Source organism: Bradyrhizobium sp. Pha-3 (assembly GCF_042258325.1).
Classification (GTDB): Bacteria; Pseudomonadota; Alphaproteobacteria; order Rhizobiales; family Xanthobacteraceae; genus Bradyrhizobium; species Bradyrhizobium elkanii.
Genome location: NZ_CP170151.1, coordinates 6,578,008 through 6,592,675, shown reverse-complemented (window position 1 = coordinate 6,592,675; position 14,668 = coordinate 6,578,008). Strand labels below are relative to the sequence as shown.

General features: G+C 64.1%; 15 protein-coding genes. 12 read left to right on the top strand and 3 right to left on the bottom strand.

Annotated features, from left to right (window positions below; translation table 11 throughout):
* Positions 1-18: 18 nt before the first annotated feature.
* Complete coding sequence (locus tag ACE10X_RS31590) at positions 19-240, top strand: hypothetical protein (protein WP_038383431.1); 222 nt, start codon at positions 19-21, stop codon at positions 238-240.
* Between the two features lie 9 nt (positions 241-249).
* Here ACE10X_RS31590 and ACE10X_RS31585 read toward each other — a convergent pair whose 3' ends face one another.
* From ACE10X_RS31585 to ACE10X_RS31575, 3 genes are read right to left on the bottom strand one after another with little or no spacing between them, the layout of a single operon-like run.
* Positions 250-975, bottom strand: a complete 726-nt coding sequence (locus ACE10X_RS31585) for a formyltransferase family protein (RefSeq protein ID WP_038383481.1) — start codon at positions 973-975, stop codon at positions 250-252.
* 38 nt (positions 976-1,013) lie between these two features.
* Positions 1,014-2,372, bottom strand: a complete 1,359-nt coding sequence (locus tag ACE10X_RS31580; RefSeq protein WP_051002865.1) for a hypothetical protein — start codon at positions 2,370-2,372, stop codon at positions 1,014-1,016.
* A gap of 58 nt (positions 2,373-2,430) precedes the next feature.
* The gene (locus tag ACE10X_RS31575) at positions 2,431-4,938 is read right to left on the bottom strand and encodes a hypothetical protein (RefSeq protein ID WP_038383433.1); all 2,508 of its coding nucleotides are present in this window, start codon (positions 4,936-4,938) and stop codon (positions 2,431-2,433) included.
* A gap of 184 nt (positions 4,939-5,122) precedes the next feature.
* Between ACE10X_RS31575 and ACE10X_RS31570 the strand changes: the two genes are divergently transcribed.
* From ACE10X_RS31570 to flgK, 11 genes are all read left to right on the top strand, one after another.
* On the top strand, positions 5,123-5,338 hold the full coding sequence (locus ACE10X_RS31570) for a hypothetical protein (RefSeq protein ID WP_157787889.1): 216 nt from the start codon (positions 5,123-5,125) through the stop codon (positions 5,336-5,338).
* Positions 5,339-5,446: 108 nt separating this feature from the next.
* On the top strand, positions 5,447-6,148 hold the full coding sequence (locus ACE10X_RS31565) for an RNA polymerase sigma factor (RefSeq protein WP_038383434.1): 702 nt from the start codon (positions 5,447-5,449) through the stop codon (positions 6,146-6,148).
* A 140-nt stretch (positions 6,149-6,288) separates the two neighbouring features.
* On the top strand, positions 6,289-7,113 hold the full coding sequence (locus ACE10X_RS31560) for a flagellin (protein WP_016844634.1): 825 nt from the start codon (positions 6,289-6,291) through the stop codon (positions 7,111-7,113).
* A gap of 63 nt (positions 7,114-7,176) precedes the next feature.
* Positions 7,177-8,874, top strand: a complete 1,698-nt coding sequence (gene fliD / locus ACE10X_RS31555; protein ID WP_038383435.1) for a flagellar filament capping protein FliD — start codon at positions 7,177-7,179, stop codon at positions 8,872-8,874.
* Positions 8,874-9,317 carry a flagellar export chaperone FliS gene (fliS, locus tag ACE10X_RS31550; RefSeq protein ID WP_038383436.1) on the top strand — a complete coding sequence of 148 codons (444 nt, stop codon included), beginning with the start codon at positions 8,874-8,876 and terminating at the stop codon, positions 9,315-9,317. The genes fliD and fliS overlap by 1 nt, the downstream gene beginning before the upstream one ends.
* A gap of 102 nt (positions 9,318-9,419) precedes the next feature.
* Entirely contained in the window at positions 9,420-9,926 is a 507-nt protein-coding gene (locus ACE10X_RS31545; protein WP_375763360.1) for a hypothetical protein, read from the top strand.
* Positions 9,927-10,163: 237 nt separating this feature from the next.
* Positions 10,164-10,823: a flagellar hook assembly protein FlgD gene (locus tag ACE10X_RS31540; protein ID WP_038383437.1), complete on the top strand. Its 660-nt coding sequence runs from the start codon at positions 10,164-10,166 to the stop codon at positions 10,821-10,823.
* 19 nt (positions 10,824-10,842) lie between these two features.
* On the top strand, positions 10,843-12,132 hold the full coding sequence (flgE, locus tag ACE10X_RS31535) for a flagellar hook protein FlgE (protein ID WP_038383438.1): 1,290 nt from the start codon (positions 10,843-10,845) through the stop codon (positions 12,130-12,132).
* A complete protein-coding gene (locus tag ACE10X_RS31530; protein WP_051002866.1) occupies positions 12,129-12,383 on the top strand; it encodes a hypothetical protein in 255 nt (84 codons plus the stop codon). The genes flgE and ACE10X_RS31530 overlap by 4 nt, the downstream gene beginning before the upstream one ends.
* Positions 12,384-12,402: 19 nt before the next feature.
* Positions 12,403-12,858, top strand: a complete 456-nt coding sequence (locus ACE10X_RS31525; protein ID WP_038383484.1) for a hypothetical protein — start codon at positions 12,403-12,405, stop codon at positions 12,856-12,858.
* 27 nt (positions 12,859-12,885) lie between these two features.
* A complete protein-coding gene (flgK, locus tag ACE10X_RS31520; protein ID WP_375763359.1) occupies positions 12,886-14,661 on the top strand; it encodes a flagellar hook-associated protein FlgK in 1,776 nt (591 codons plus the stop codon).
* Positions 14,662-14,668: the final 7 nt, after the last annotated feature.

Sequence of the window (14,668 nt, the reverse complement as noted above, 5' to 3'; positions counted from 1 at the left end):
TTCAGCGATTGAGCACGCATGTCCCAACCCCAAATGTCCCAAGCCTATGTCATCGAAGTATCGGATCGCACCGCCGGCATCGTCGTCAGCGATAACCGCGGCTTCTGCTTCTTCTCCTCTGACCGCGCCTTTGACGGCCTCGACGGTGGCTATTTCGGCTCCGCGCGCGCCGCGGAGCGCGCGGTGAGGGCGCATTTGCAGCGGCACGGCGAGGTCCGGGGCCGTGCGACGCGCGGTTGAGGCCGATTCTCAGGAGGCCGCGGCGAGCGGCGGCGAGACCACCTGCGGCGCCTCGGGCGCCTGCGTGGCAGTCGTTGCCAGCTGGAACCGGATGCCGTGCAACGAGCAGGTCAGCGGGATGCCGCGGAAATCGTCATGGAAGGCACGGACCCGGCGCGCCAGCTCGCCGGCACTGATGCCGGCGGGAAGCTCGCACATCTCGCGGTACATCTGTCGGGTGCTCTTGATTCCGCACCAGGCGATCTCCAATGCCGCCAGCGGCATGGGATCGCAGGCGAGATCGCGCGACATCCGCCAGAACAGATGGGCAAGCCGCACATAGGCGATCTGTTCGAGTCCGCGTACGCTGATCTTGTCGGGAATGATGAAGGACTCGACCCCGACGATCGGGCCGGAATCGACGCGCGCGGCCATCACATGGGCCGTCGCGCCGAAGGTGCGGGCACCGTCATAGAGCGCGAAATGCGCCGGCGCCCAGCCGGGATATTGCGGCGGGCCGGGATGGAAATTGTAGGCGCCGTGGCCGAGCGCCGCCAGAATGTGCTCCGGCACGATGACGCTGGTGGTGAAGGCCAACAGCCGGGCCTCGCGCAAGACCTCCGGCTCGATCGCGGCGAGCTCGTCGGCCGTTACCGCGTAGCGGAACGACAGCGCCGAATTGTGCGCTTTCAACAGTTCGGTGAGCGCGAATTGCTGGTTGGCGGCGCCGGTAAGAAGGATGATTGTCTTCATGATGTCGATGTCCTTCCCTTGCTCTGTCTTTCCGGCGTTCATCAACCGCGCTGCCCGGCCATCACGACGACGCTGCCGGCATCGCGGGACTGGCCCACGGTGCGGAACAGGTCGGCCGGCAGCGTCTGCCACGGCGCGATCTCGATGATGCGGTTGTTCGCGCTTTTCGCGGCCGATTTCGCCGCGCGGATATCGTCCTGCCAGGGGCAGAGTGCGAGCTCGAGCCGGCCGAACCCGCCGCAATCGGCCGCGAACGCGCCGGTGACCGCCTCGATGCTGGCAGCCATTTCGTGCGCGTCGCTGGTTGCGATATCGCGCATGATCACGGTGATCGCATCATGCGAGGCCGCCTGCGACCGGATCACGATCATGGCGTCACGGCCGCCGCTGCGGCTGGCGCGCCGCGCGGCCCGCATCGCGACGCCGAATTCGGCGTCGGGTCCGAGATCGCTGTTATCGGCGGGCAGGTTGTGGACGATTGTGGTGTGGCGGGGCGTGCCGGCGTCTTCGGCCGGAGCGTGGTATGAGCGCGGCAGCCAGACGGTGTCGAGCGCCATCTGCGATGCTGTCAGGCTCCAGGCCTGGTCGAGCAAATAGCCTTCCCAGACCGCGGGATAGGCGCTCGCGATGTGATGCCAGTTGCGCAGCACGGCTTCGGCGGCGGGCGAACGGCCGAGATAGAGGGTGCGCGCCGACATTTCCCACCGGTTCCATTTGTGGAGCGCGATGTCGCAATCAAGATATGACGGCAGCAACGGCGGCTCGCTGAGGACTGCGTCGGCCTCGATGAAAAGCAGCGGCTCTTGGTGCTGCTCCCACATCCGCAACATGAAGCCAGCTTTCTCGGCTGCGCGCATGTGCGCGCCGTCCGCGGTGTCGATCGGTGCGATGTCGCAGGCGATCCGGAATTCGGCCAGCTTGTCGCGGAGGGCGCGGGCGCGATCGTCACCGCAAGCGCGGGGGTAGCAGGAGACCACGCGCAGCGATGCCTCGGACCTCAAGCTTTGCTCGGGCGCGATCGGGCGCCAGTTGAGTCCGCCCCACCACATCTCATGCGGGCCATCGAAGCTCGGCCCGATCGTTCCGAAGTCGGTCAGCTTGCTCTTCAGGAAGTCGAAGGCGGGATTCTCGCCGAAGGGGACGACGACCGCGCAGTCGGCGCGAAGCGACCGGTAAAGCATCTCGGCGGCGGGGCCGCTCGGCGGCTCGACGAGGATGATGACGCCATGGTCCCTTGCCGGCACCGAGCCGGCCTGATGGAGGACCGCGGGTCCGAGCCGCTCCGACAGCCATGCGAGCCGCCGGCGCTGCGCCGCGCTCATCCGGATGCTGTTCGCCGCCAGCAATTGGTCGAAGTTCGTCTGCAAGCCGTCCGCTTGCGCCGTGTCAGCCGAAATCATGCCCGCACTACCCCTCGTTAACCTACAACGTGCGGGGCGGCCGGATCAGGCGGACAAATCAGCTGTCGTTGTTCGTTGCGAGCGTGTCGTTGGCGCTGCGCCAGGTCAGTGTGGCCGAGGGGGCACCGATGGCGTCGCGGTCCGCGACCGCAAGGATGCGGTCATGGTCGAGGGCGGTCAGCGCGACCGTGTAGATGGCGACGTCGTCTTCGAAGCCGTCGACCGGCATCAGCAGCATGCCGTCGTCACTGGTAGCACGGAAGTGACGGCCGCGCCGTTCGAGGCCGGCATCGATGAGCCGTCCCTCGGCGATCGCTGTCACGTTTGAACTCTCGGCGGCTTTCGCGGCGCTCTCGCCATATTGGACCGTGATGCCGTGGAGCATCCCGTCGCGGGTGAGCTTGGCCAGTGGCAGTGCGATGGTCGCGATCGCCATCCGGCGCGACAGCGCTATCCGCAGGCGGAGGTCGCCGAGCCCGGTATGATAGACGCTGACCGCCTCCAGCGACGCCTGGCCGTTCCGATCGAACAGACCGACCTGCAGCGTCCCGCACAGTGCTTCGCCGAACACATTCGCGGGCAGGCGATTGGCGCCGAACAGCGTGTAGAGATAGGCGTGCGACGGCGAGAGGGCGGCAAAGCTGCCCGCCAGCCACATCGGGGGCGCCAGCGCCGTGCAGGCGGTCATGAGGCCGCGGGCGATGATGCAATCATTGATGAAGTCGGCATCGAGCAATGGCGCCAGCGCCTGGGTGCCGAGATTGACGTCATGCTTGATGCCGCCGAGCAACGCGAGTTCATCGTCGTCCGGCAGCAGCAGGAGGCGTCCGAGCACGGCAGCGGCCCAGCGCGCCGCGACCGCGGGGTCGGCATCGGGCTGCAATCCGTAGCGTGGTGCCAGCTCGCGGGCACGCGAAACATAGGCCAGCGTTCCGGATTGCACCTCGGTCGCCAGCGCCAGCTGGGCGGCCGGGCGCTGATCACCCTCGCGCAACACGTCACCGTCACGATAATCCCGCGCCGATCCTTCACTGGAACAGCACAGCTGTTCCAGCAATGCGACGTTGCGGATCAGCATGCGCTTGACGTGCGGCGTGACGATGCGATCCGAGACCAGTCCCTCCGCGGTGTCGTCATCGGCGATGTCGTCGAAGGCATCGTCAAGCGTCAGCAGATAGGCGCCGTGCAGGCGGATGCGGATGCCCTCACGATCGAAGATGCGCCGCAGCGATTTCTGCACGCTTGCGGAATAGCCGAGGTCGACCAGGATCAGATCGGTGCAGTCGTCGAAATCCCGGATCTTCGCGCGAAGATAAGTGAGCAGACGCGCCCGGACGCCGCCGGCGATATCGGTGATTTCGCGCGGGTCCATCAGATCGGGCAGGGCGTCGGCGAGTTCGCGGCCGCTCGCAATGCCGTCGGGATACCGCGCGAAGAACTTCATCACGGCGGGCGGCTGCACCTTGACGATATCGACAAAGGTCGTCGCGTCGATCTTGACGACCCGGCTCAGCAGCTCACAGAGCGGTTCGAGCGTATCGGCAGACCCGACCAGGCTGACGCGACGATTGATCTCGATATAGGCACCGGTCTCGTCGTGGTTTGCCTGCGAGACCCGATACGGCAGCAGACCATCGCGACCGAGGAATCCGACCGCAACGCGCGCGCCGTCGCGAGCAAGCGCAGTGCGTCTGGCGGCAATGAATGCATCGAACGCCGCCATCACCGGGCCGAGCACCGTCAGGCCGAGGTTGAAAGCGGGAGAATGCTCCGCGCTCTTCGCCCTCACCGCGCGCCGCAGCGTGCGGGCACCGCAATCGAGCCGCGACGGCTGATCAGGACACAGCAATTCGAAGATCGATGCCTCGCGCTGAAACTTGGAGGCCAATGCCGCGCCGGCCTGCGGGTAGTAGCGCGGACGGATGCCGTGACGCCGCGCCCCCTTGATATCGGCGGTGTGGTTGTCTCCGACATGGAACGAGCTTGCCGCTTCGATGCCTTGCTCGGCGAGATAGGCCTTAAACAGCGCTTCGCTCTTGCTGCTGCCGTGATCGCAGGACGCATAGAGGAAATCCCAGCTCAGCCCGGGACTGCAGGAATGCAGCAACTGCGCGAGCTGGTCGGTGCTCCAGTAGGTGTCGGAAATGAAGCCGACGCGAAAGCCGCCGCGCTTCATGTTCAGATATTGCTCGAGCATTTCGGGATTGACGCGGCACAGTTCGAGTTCGGTCTCGAACTCGATCTGCGCGAGATCCTGCAGCGCATCGCGGCTCAGGCCGAACAGCCTGAATGGAAAGTATTTGTAGATGTCGGCGATGCGCACTTCAGTTGAGCCGCACCGCTCCTGCGATACCTTGCGCGCCCGCGCCTCCGCCTGGATTCGATGCTGAACGAAACTGGCGGACATGTTCGGAAATTCTTCAGCAATGCAGGAACGCTGAAAAACCCCTTCAAATACGCCATCCGGCGTCGTGCAAGCGCGCAACAGAAATGTATCGAAAACATCGAATGAACATGCAGAAATATTCTGCGCTCGACGCGTCGCGTCGACCGTCATGATCGTCATGCGCAAAATTCCCGCCAGTCCTCATGCGTTGAACGCGCGTGTGAGACAAATCAGGCGCGACAGTTCAAAAAAGTTGATGCGGGATTCGAAAACGCGCGCTTCGCGACTGACAGAATAAAAAAATCCGATAACGTCGAAACGGTGATTCGGAAAAAATTGCCTAGTCGCAATCGTCGAATGCAAGATGGCGACCAACGGCGATGAATCACTCGCATGCTCCGCGCATGCATGTGTTCGCGTGGCGTTAGTTGGTGTGACAACAGCGTTTTCCGACGCGACGATCTCTTCCGCGGAAATGCGAGGCGATGCTGAACGACTGCTCGAAACTCCGTCGAATTTTTCCCTGCGCCTCTGCGCAGCGGCAGCTTTTGCCGGGCGGTCGGCAAAAATATCCAGCTAAGCATTTGAAAAACAACGAAAAAAGTCCGCCTGAATTGCGAGGCCCCTCCGTTCAACGCTCAGAAGCCGCATGGAATGTGTGCCAGCGGCGTTGGTTGGAGAGCGGCGGATGAGTTACGCGCTTGATATGAGGGCACCGGCCGAAGTGGAGGCCACGCCGGCCGCGGTTGCGTCGGCCGAAGCGGCTGCTCCGTGGAGCAACGTCCCCACCGTTGCCGATGCGGGCCCGCTCGACACCGTCGAGATCCACGACGAAGACAAGGATTTGCTCGACCGCCTTGCTGCCGGCGACGAAACGGCGTTTCGTGCTCTGGTCGAACGTCATGTCGATCGCGCCTACGCGATCGCGCTGCGCATCGTCGGCAACGCCGCCGACGCCGAGGACGTGGTGCAGGACACGATGCTGAAGGTGTGGACGCATCGCGGCCGTTGGCAGCATGGCCGCGCCAAGTTCTCGACCTGGCTCTATCGCGTCGTCAGCAACCGCTGCATCGATCTGCGCCGCAAGCCACGCACCGAGAATGTCGATGTCGTGCCCGAGGTCGCCGACACCCAGCTCGATGCTTCCGCCGTCATCGAGCGCAACGAGATCGGTAATCTGCTGGAGGTCGCGATCCAGCGGCTGCCCGAGCAGCAGCGCGTCGCAGTGATCCTGTCGTATCATGAGAACATGAGCAACGGCGAGATCGCCGAGGTCATGGACACGACGGTGGCCGCGGTGGAGTCGCTGTTGAAGCGAGGACGGCAGCAGCTGCGCGAGATGCTGAAGCGGCACGAGCGCGACCTGCGCGGCGCGTTTACCGACTGCTAACCATAAATTCCGGCTTCTGAAGATTTTGCGCCTGACCACCGGCGGCCGACCCGTTTGATCGGGCGGACGGGGGCTGGATCCGCGTCACCTCTCTTTTTCACGATGCGGCATGCCATGCCCCATCAGCACAGGAGCTACTCATGCCGGCAATCTCCACCAACACCGCCGCGAACTCCGCGGTCCGTTACCTCAACATCAACTCGCAGCAGGAAACCAGCGCGCTGTCGAAGTTGTCGAGCGGCTCGCGCATCACCTCCGCCTCCGACGACGCGGCCGGCCTTGCGATCTCGACCCGCATCTCCTCCGACATCACGACGCTGCAGCAGGCCGCCACCAACGCGGCGCAGGCGACCTCGATCCTGCAGACCGCCGACGGCGGCGCCTCCAACATCTCGGACATCCTGGCCCGCATGAAGTCACTGGCTTCCGAGTCCGCCTCGGGCACCGTGGCGGATTCCAGCCGCGCCTACATCAACTCGGAATTCACACAGCTCAAGGGCGAAATCGACTCGATCGCCAGCGGCACCCGCTACAGCAGCCAGAGCTTGCTCGACGGTTCGAGCGTGTTCTCCTCGGGCGTTTCGGTGCTGGTCGGTTCGACCTCGGCCGACACCATCACCATCACGCTGACGAGCCTCACGGCCTCTTCGCTGTCCGTGACGTCGCTCGACGTCTCCAGCCTGTCGAGCGCCACCAGCGCGATGTCGGCTCTCGACACCGCGATCGACAAGGTTTCGTCCGCACGGGCCGAGATCGGTGCTCAGGAATCCCGCTTCAACTTCAGCGCCGACTCGATCTCGACCCAGACCCAGAACCTGCAATCGGCCAACTCGGCGATCAAGGACGTCGATATCGCTTCCGAGCAGGCGACGCTGTCCTCGGCCGAGGTGAAGACCCAGGCCGCGGTTTCGGCGGAAACCGCGGCGAACCAGATGCCGCAGTACCTGCTGAAGCTGCTCGGCTAATTCGAAAGACCGGCCGGGCCGGCATGATGCCGGCCCGGTTCCTATCGCGGCGGAAGTGTCGACATGACGGTTAGCAGCGCCACCTCGAGCACATCAGGTACCACGTCGACCAGTTCCGCCAGCACGGTGACAACGACCGGCACGACCAATTCGACGAGCATCGATTGGGATGCCCTGATCGAGGCCGAGGTCAATGCCAAGCTCGCAGCGGCGACCTCGATCACCACGACGATCACCTCGAACCAGGCCAAGATCACCGCCTACCAATCCCTGCAGACCGAGCTGTCCACACTGGCAACGGGTCTGTCGTCGCTCAGCACCTCGATCATCAATTCGATTGCCACCAACGCGTTCGCCACGCGCGCGGCGACGATCTCGTCCACCGGTGACGTCAGCGCCTCGTCGGCGCTGAATATGAGCGTCAGCAGCGGCTCGGCGACCGGCGATCACACGCTCCAGATCACCCAGCTCGCGACCGCGCAGAAGGTGATCGGTGCCTCACAGTCGAGCAGCTCGACAGCGCTGGGGCTCTCCGGCACTTTCTCGCTCGGCCTGTCGGGCGGCACCAGTACGGCGATCTCGATCACCAGCGGCATGTCGATGCAGGATATCGTCGACACCATCAACGCCCAGACCTCGACCACCAACGTCCAGGCCTCGATCGTCCAGGTGTCGAGCGGGTCCTATGAGATGGTGCTGACGGGGACGCAGGACGCCGCCGACATCACCTATTCGTCGACGTCGGGCGACGACATCCTGAACAACCTCGGCGTCACCGACACGTCCGGAGCGTTCACCGACGTGCTGCAGAAGTCGCAGTCCGCGGAATTCACCCTCGACGGCATCGCGCTCACGCGGAACACCAACGACATTTCCGACGTTCTGTCCGGCGTCACTTTCGACCTGCTGCAGCCGACGCCGAGCGGCACCAGCCTCAACGTCAGCATCGAGACCGACACCAGCCAGATCACGTCAGCGCTGCAGACCTTCGTCACCAACTACAACGCATTTCGCGACCAGGTGATCGCGCAGTCGGCGCAGAATTCCGACGGCACGGCCGCATCAAGTGCGGTGCTGTTTGGCGACAGCACGATGCGCGATATCATGACCCAGCTGCAGCAGGTGCTCAGCGGAACGGTCGGCGGCATGACGATGGCCGATCTCGGCCTGTCCTTCAACGAGAACAACGAGCTCCAGCTCGATACCGGCACGCTGTCGACGGTGCTGACGCAAAATCTCGCCGGCGTCACCCAGCTGCTGTCGGCGCAGACCACCACTTCGTCCAGCCAACTCAGCGTGGTCAATACCGGCACATCGCCGCAATCCTTCACGCTCGACCTCACGGTGGACTCCACCGGTACGCTGACCGGAGCCTCGGTCGGCGGCGACAGCTCCGGCTTTTCGGTGGTCGGCAACACGATCATCGGCAATTCGGGCACGATCTACGCCGGCATGGCCTTCACCTATACGGGCTCGACCTCGCAGTCGATCACGGTGACATCGTCGTCCGGCCTTGCGACGCAACTCTACCAGCTCGCGCATACCAGTTCCGGAACCAGCGGTCAGCTGCAGACGCTGATCACCAACTTGCAGTCGCGCGATACCGACCTGCAGTCCCAGGTCAGCGACATTCAGAGCAATGCGGCGACGTTCAAGGCCCAGCTGCAGGTTCAATACGCCAATTACCAGGCGGCCATCGAAAGCGCGAACAACACGCTGGGCTACCTGAAAGCACTCCTAGACGCATCATCGAGTAACTAATGACCCAGAGCGCGACCGCCTACCAAGCCAACAATGCCTATCGATCCGCCGCGGTGGCGGTGCCGCCGCTAAAGGCGGTCGTGATGCTGTGCGACGGCGCGATCACGCTGTTGCAGAAGGCGCTGGACGCGCACGAGGCGAAACGCTTCGAGGAAGGGCACATCTATCTGACGCGGGCGACCGCGATCCTGCGCGGGCTGAGCCACAATCTCGACTTCACCCGCGGCGGCGCGATGGCCGATCGTCTCTACCGCACCTATAACGCCCTGATCATGGCGTGCCTACGCTCCTATGGTCGGCCGCAGGCCCGGGAGAACTTCCGGCGCATCATCGCAAGCCTGGCGGAATTGCGCGACGCCTGGAAGTTCGTCGAGGCGACCGCCGGCAAGGCCGCCAAGGCCAGGGCACTCGACAAGACGCTCGAATCAGCCACCGGCCGCTGAGCCCGGAGAGAGCCGCGAATCACCCGGCGAGGGCGTTTAGCCGGCGCAGCAAGGGGCTTGGGCGGCGCCCTGGTTGAGGAAAATAGCCGCCCGGCGAGCACCATGCTGGACCTGACGCGACAGCGGCGGAAATTGATTTCCGCCGTCCCGCGAATGCTTTATGACAGCCTTGGCGACGAGGCTGGATCTACGCGCGCGATGGATGTTGCGACATTCGAAGACCTGATCGACCGGCTGGGGGAGGATCTGTCCCGCTGGCCCGACGATCAACGTCTTGCCGCCGTCCAGCTCCTTGCATCCTCGGCTGAGGCGCGGACGCTCCACGAGGAGGCGGGAGCGGTACGCCGCGCGCTCGCGGCGCCGCCGGTTCGCGCACCCAAGGGTCTTGCCGACCGCATCGTGACCGCGGCGGCGAAATTGCCCCAGAAGCCTATTTCAGGGCCGGCCCCGGCTGACGATCAGCCGAACGATGCACAAGCACCGGGCCGATCCGCACCGCAAGGCAAGGTGCTGCCTGCGCTGCTGCTGGCCCTCTGCCTGTTGCCCGCAATGACGCCGCCGGCATTGATGCTCGGCGAGCCGGATCTGCCAATCAGCCTCTCGCTCTAAAACGCTCCGCATTGCCGTTGCGGCTCTCCGCGCGCTTTCGCGGCGAGATACTTGCGCACGCGTGCGAGCCTCGAACCCGCAACGGACGCGGCAAATTCTGCCGCTTCATCAAGTGATTCCGGGTGGATGAATCCGCGCCTGAAATCGGCGCGTCATCCGTTTTATCTGCGAACGACATCACGACCCCAATGTTCCACCGCGTTCCGTCGCGCATCCCGCGGCGAAGAGAGCCTTGTCATGACCGTTTCCTCGGCAACCTCTGCTGCAACCTCCACCACGTCGAGCTCGTCGTCGAGCGCGTCGATGGGGATGAGCTCGACCGATTTCCTCAACCTTCTCGTCAGCGAGCTGCAAAATCAGGATCCGCTGAACGCCACCAGCACGACCGACTTCATCAACCAGCTCACCTCCTACGCCAACTTCACCGAGCAGCAGTCGACCAACGCCAGCATGACGTCGCTGGCGAGCTCGTTCTCGAGTCTCGTGACGCTCAACTCGGTCAACTATATCGGCCACACCGTCGAGGCGAAGACAAACACGGCGGAGCTGACCAACGGCTCGGCGACCTTCGGCTACACGCTCACCTCGGCCGCGTCCAACGTTGCGATCACGATCCAGGACTCCTCGGGCAATACGGTGTGGAGCGGCAAGGGGACCGGAAACGCCGGCTCCAACACCTTCACCTGGAACGGCCAGACCTCCGACGGCACCCAGCTCAAGGACGGCGGCCAGTACACGATTCAGGTCACTGCGACCGACTCCGCCGGAAACTCGCTGTTTAGCTACACCACGATGACGGGAACGGTGACCGGCATCGATGCCTCCGGCTCGACGCCCTCGCTGCTCGTGAACGGCGTGCCCGTCAGCGCCGCCAACATCATCGGCGTCACGTCCTGATTGCTACCGGAGTAATATCATGAGTCTCACTGGTGCTCTTTCCTCGGCGATCTCGGCGCTCAATGCGCAGAGCCAGTCGCTGGCAATGATTTCCGACAACATTTCCAACGCCGATACCACGGGCTACAAAACCACGTCGGCGATGTTCCAGGATCTGGTGACCGCGTCGAACAGCGCCACCTCATATACATCCGGCGGCGTCACGGTGTCCGGCCGCGCCAACATCACCCAGCAGGGCTTGCTGTCCGCGACCACCAACGCCACCGACGTCGCGATCCAGGGCAGCGGCTTTTTCGTCACCACCAACGCGACGTCTGGCGGCACCAGCTCCTATACGCGCAACGGTGCGTTCACCACCGACAATCTGGGCTACCTCGTCAACAACGGCAACTACCTCGAGGGCTGGCGCACCGACGCTGACGGCAACATCATCGGCAATGCCTCCGCCGCGAGCCTCGGGCCAATCAACACGCAGGTTGCCTCCACCAGCGGCAGCGCCACCACCAAGACCACGGTCGCGGCGAACCTGCCGGCCGATGCCGCCGTCGGTGCGACCTTCAATAGCTCGATGACGGTCTACGATTCGCTCGGCACGGCGAGCACGATCCAGATCGATTGGAAAAAGACCGCCGACAACAGCTGGCAGGCCAGTTTCGAGACGCCAAAGCTCGCCTCGGACTCCACGACAGACAGCGCCAACGCGATCACCGATACGGTGGATATCACCTTCAACAGCGACGGCTCGCTCGCCTCGACCAGCCCGAGCCCTCCCGTCATCTCAGTGACGGGTTGGAAGGATGGGGCGGCCGACAGTTCTGCCGCCAACGGCACGGCCATCACGCTCAATCTCGGCACGGCCGGCAAGACCGACGGCCTGACGCAGTATTCATCGGGTGAGACCACGCCAGCGGTCGATCTCACCAGCATCACGTCGGACGGTCTGCCCTATGGCAAGCTGAGCAGCATTTCGATCGGCAAGGGAGGCGTGGTCGACGCGACCTATTCCAACGGGCAGACGATCGCGATCTACAAGATTGCGGTCGCGACCTTCAGCGACCCCAACGGATTGAGCGCGGCCAGCGACGGCATGTACTCCGCGACTGCCGCCTCCGGCAACGCCACGCTGCAGACCTCGGGCACCAACGGTGCCGGCACGATCTACGGCAGCGAACTGGAGTCGAGCACCACCGACACCAGCGGCCAGTTCTCCAACATGATCTCGGCGCAGCAGGCCTATTCGGCGGCGTCGCAGGTGATCACCACCGTCGACAAGATGTTCGATACGTTGATTTCGGCGGTGTCGCGATGATGACCGAAAAGCAAAATGACCGCTTGCTGGTCAGGCTTCAGCGGCTGAAGGCGAGGGCCGCTTCGGTCCGCCCGGACGATCGGGCGCAGCTCCGTGCGTTGCTCGACGATGTCGGAACGTTGCGGGACCAGTTGATGCGCGAACGCGCGCGGCTCGACCAGGAACTCAACCGGGCCGCGGTCCGGGTAACGGCAATCACCGCGTATGGGCGCAGCGCGCAATCGGTTCGCGCCCTGCGTCGCGGACACTAGCTTGAACGGGAGCGATGACATGACACCGGAACGCAACATCAAGATCAATCCCGCGGGCAATGACGAGCGCGCAAGGTCGTTGATCGCGCTGATCGACAATCTGATCGTGATCGTGAACGAGGAGAATGTCGAGCTCGCCAAGGGCTTGCCGGCCTCGCGCTTGAAGGAGGTCGACGAGAAGCACCGCCTTGCCACCCTGTTCGAGCAATGTGTGGCGGAGGCGGTCGGCAAGACGGCAAATCTCCACGTCCAGGATCGCGTGCTGCGCGAGCAGCTGATGGACCGGATCCTGAAGCTGCGCATGGCGATGGACGAGAACGTGATGCGGCTGCGCGCGGCGATCGATGCCAGCAATCGCAGGATCGAGGCCATCATGCAGGCGATCCGTGAGCAGATCGCCAACGTATCGCCTTATGGCGCCGGCGGCCGTCGCGTCACGCCGGCGATGTCCTACGGCACCAATGTGCGGGCCTGATCGGGCCGGCGCCGGAGGGAGTGGGTCGTGTCCTCGCTCGATATTGCACGAAGCATCGCATTCAGCGGGCTGTCAGCCACGCAGGTGCAGATCAGCGTAGCCTCGGCCAATATTTCCAATGCCGACACCAAGGGCTATACCGAGAAGACCGCCAACCAGAGCAGCAGCGTCACTTCCGGTGTCGGCACCGGCGTCACGATCACGGGGATCAGCAGCGCGGTCGACAAGCTGCTCCTGAAGTCGCTGGTCGGGGCCGATTCCGATTTCGGCGCCGCCGACACCACCAACAGCTTTCTGACCGAGCTCCAGCAGCTCTATGGCAGCACCGCGAGCTCGGACAGCTCCACGACGGGCACCTCGCTGGCCAATACGATCGCGGCATTCGAGTCGGCGTTGTCGTCGCTGGCGAGCACGCCGAGCAGTGCGTCGCTGCAATCGAACGCCGTCAGCGCGCTTGCGGCGGTCACGACGCAGCTGCAACAGACCTCGAGTGGCATCCAGACGTTGCGCTCCAATGCGGACCAGGACATCGCGTCGTCGGTTGCCGGCATCAATTCCGACCTGCAGCAGATCTCCGACCTCAACAAGCAGATCAAGCAGCAGGCGGCAGCCGGGCAGTCGACGGCCGATCTGGAGGACCAGCGCAACAGAGCGCTGCAGGATCTCGCGTCGATGATGAATGTGAGCTATTTCACCACGTCGAGCGGCGATCTGCAGATCTATACCGGCTCGGGGCAGGCGCTGGTCGATAGCACGGCGCATCCGCTGAGCTATACGGCGCTGCCCAGCGTCACGGCGTCGACGACGTATAGCGCGGGATCGTCGAGCGGCTTCAGCGGTATCACCGTCAACGGCGTCGACATCACCTCGCAGATCTCCTCGGGCAAGGTCAGCGCGCTGATCGCGCTGCGCGACCAGACGCTGCCGGCCGCGCAGTCGCAGCTCGACGAGCTTGCCCGGCAGCTGACCGCGAGCGTCAACGCGGTATCGAACCAGGGCACGTCGGTGCCGCCGCCATCGAGCCTGACCGGAACCGGCACCGTGAGCAGCACGACGCCGTTCTCGGCTACCGGCACGGTGCGCATCGCGGTTACCGACAAGAGCGGCAATCTCGTGGCCTACAAGGACCTCAATCTGTCGTCTGATACGACGATCGGCGATCTCGTCAACGATATCAACAAAATCTCGGGCGTTACGGCTACGATCGATGCCAATGGACATTTGACGATCGCGGCGAGCGGATCCGGCAACGGCGTTGCGATCAACGAGATGACGAGCTCGGTCGGCAGTTCGGGTGAGGGCTTTTCGGATTACTTCGGGTTCAACGACCTGATCACAGGGACCAGCGCGTCCGACATCGCCGTTCGCAGCGACATTCTGAACGGCACGGCGGCGCTGCCGACGGCGACGCTCGATGCGTCGTCGACGCTGACGGCCGGAAACTCGGTGCTGTCGCCGGGCTCGGCGACGGTGGTGAACGCGCTCTCGAGCGCGCTGACGGGTGCAACCAATTTCGGCATGGCCGGCGGTCTCGGCGCGACCACCGGCTCTTTCACGGACTACGCTGCCGCAATCGTCGCCAACGTCGCCGGCAAGGCGACCCAGGCGTCGGCGACCTACACCGCCAAGCAGACGGCGCAGTCGACCTACGCGAATTCGCTGTCGTCGCAGTCCGGCGTCAACATTGACCAGGAGAGCGCAAATCTGAGTGCGTTGCAGAACAAATACGCTGCCGCGTCCCAGATCATTACCGCTATCAACGCCATGTTCTCGGCGCTGATGACCGCGATGTCCGCCAGCTGAGCCCGAG

What these genes read in the sequence shown, in the direction of transcription:
- ACE10X_RS31590 (WP_038383431.1), top strand. Translation starts at nt 19, where the DNA reads ATGTCCCAACCCCAAATGTCCCAAGCCTATGTCATCGAAGTATCGGAT.
- ACE10X_RS31580 (WP_051002865.1), bottom strand. Translation starts at nt 2,372, where the DNA reads ATGATTTCGGCTGACACGGCGCAAGCGGACGGCTTGCAGACGAACTTC.
- ACE10X_RS31575 (WP_038383433.1), bottom strand. Translation starts at nt 4,938, where the DNA reads ATGACGATCATGACGGTCGACGCGACGCGTCGAGCGCAGAATATTTCT.
- ACE10X_RS31570 (WP_157787889.1), top strand. Translation starts at nt 5,123, where the DNA reads ATGGCGACCAACGGCGATGAATCACTCGCATGCTCCGCGCATGCATGT.
- ACE10X_RS31565 (WP_038383434.1), top strand. Translation starts at nt 5,447, where the DNA reads ATGAGTTACGCGCTTGATATGAGGGCACCGGCCGAAGTGGAGGCCACG.
- ACE10X_RS31560 (WP_016844634.1), top strand. Translation starts at nt 6,289, where the DNA reads ATGCCGGCAATCTCCACCAACACCGCCGCGAACTCCGCGGTCCGTTAC.
- fliD (WP_038383435.1), top strand. Translation starts at nt 7,177, where the DNA reads ATGACGGTTAGCAGCGCCACCTCGAGCACATCAGGTACCACGTCGACC.
- fliS (WP_038383436.1), top strand. Translation starts at nt 8,874, where the DNA reads ATGACCCAGAGCGCGACCGCCTACCAAGCCAACAATGCCTATCGATCC.
- ACE10X_RS31545 (WP_375763360.1), top strand. Translation starts at nt 9,420, where the DNA reads ATGCTGGACCTGACGCGACAGCGGCGGAAATTGATTTCCGCCGTCCCG.
- ACE10X_RS31540 (WP_038383437.1), top strand. Translation starts at nt 10,164, where the DNA reads ATGACCGTTTCCTCGGCAACCTCTGCTGCAACCTCCACCACGTCGAGC.
- flgE (WP_038383438.1), top strand. Translation starts at nt 10,843, where the DNA reads ATGAGTCTCACTGGTGCTCTTTCCTCGGCGATCTCGGCGCTCAATGCG.
- ACE10X_RS31530 (WP_051002866.1), top strand. Translation starts at nt 12,129, where the DNA reads ATGATGACCGAAAAGCAAAATGACCGCTTGCTGGTCAGGCTTCAGCGG.
- ACE10X_RS31525 (WP_038383484.1), top strand. Translation starts at nt 12,403, where the DNA reads ATGACACCGGAACGCAACATCAAGATCAATCCCGCGGGCAATGACGAG.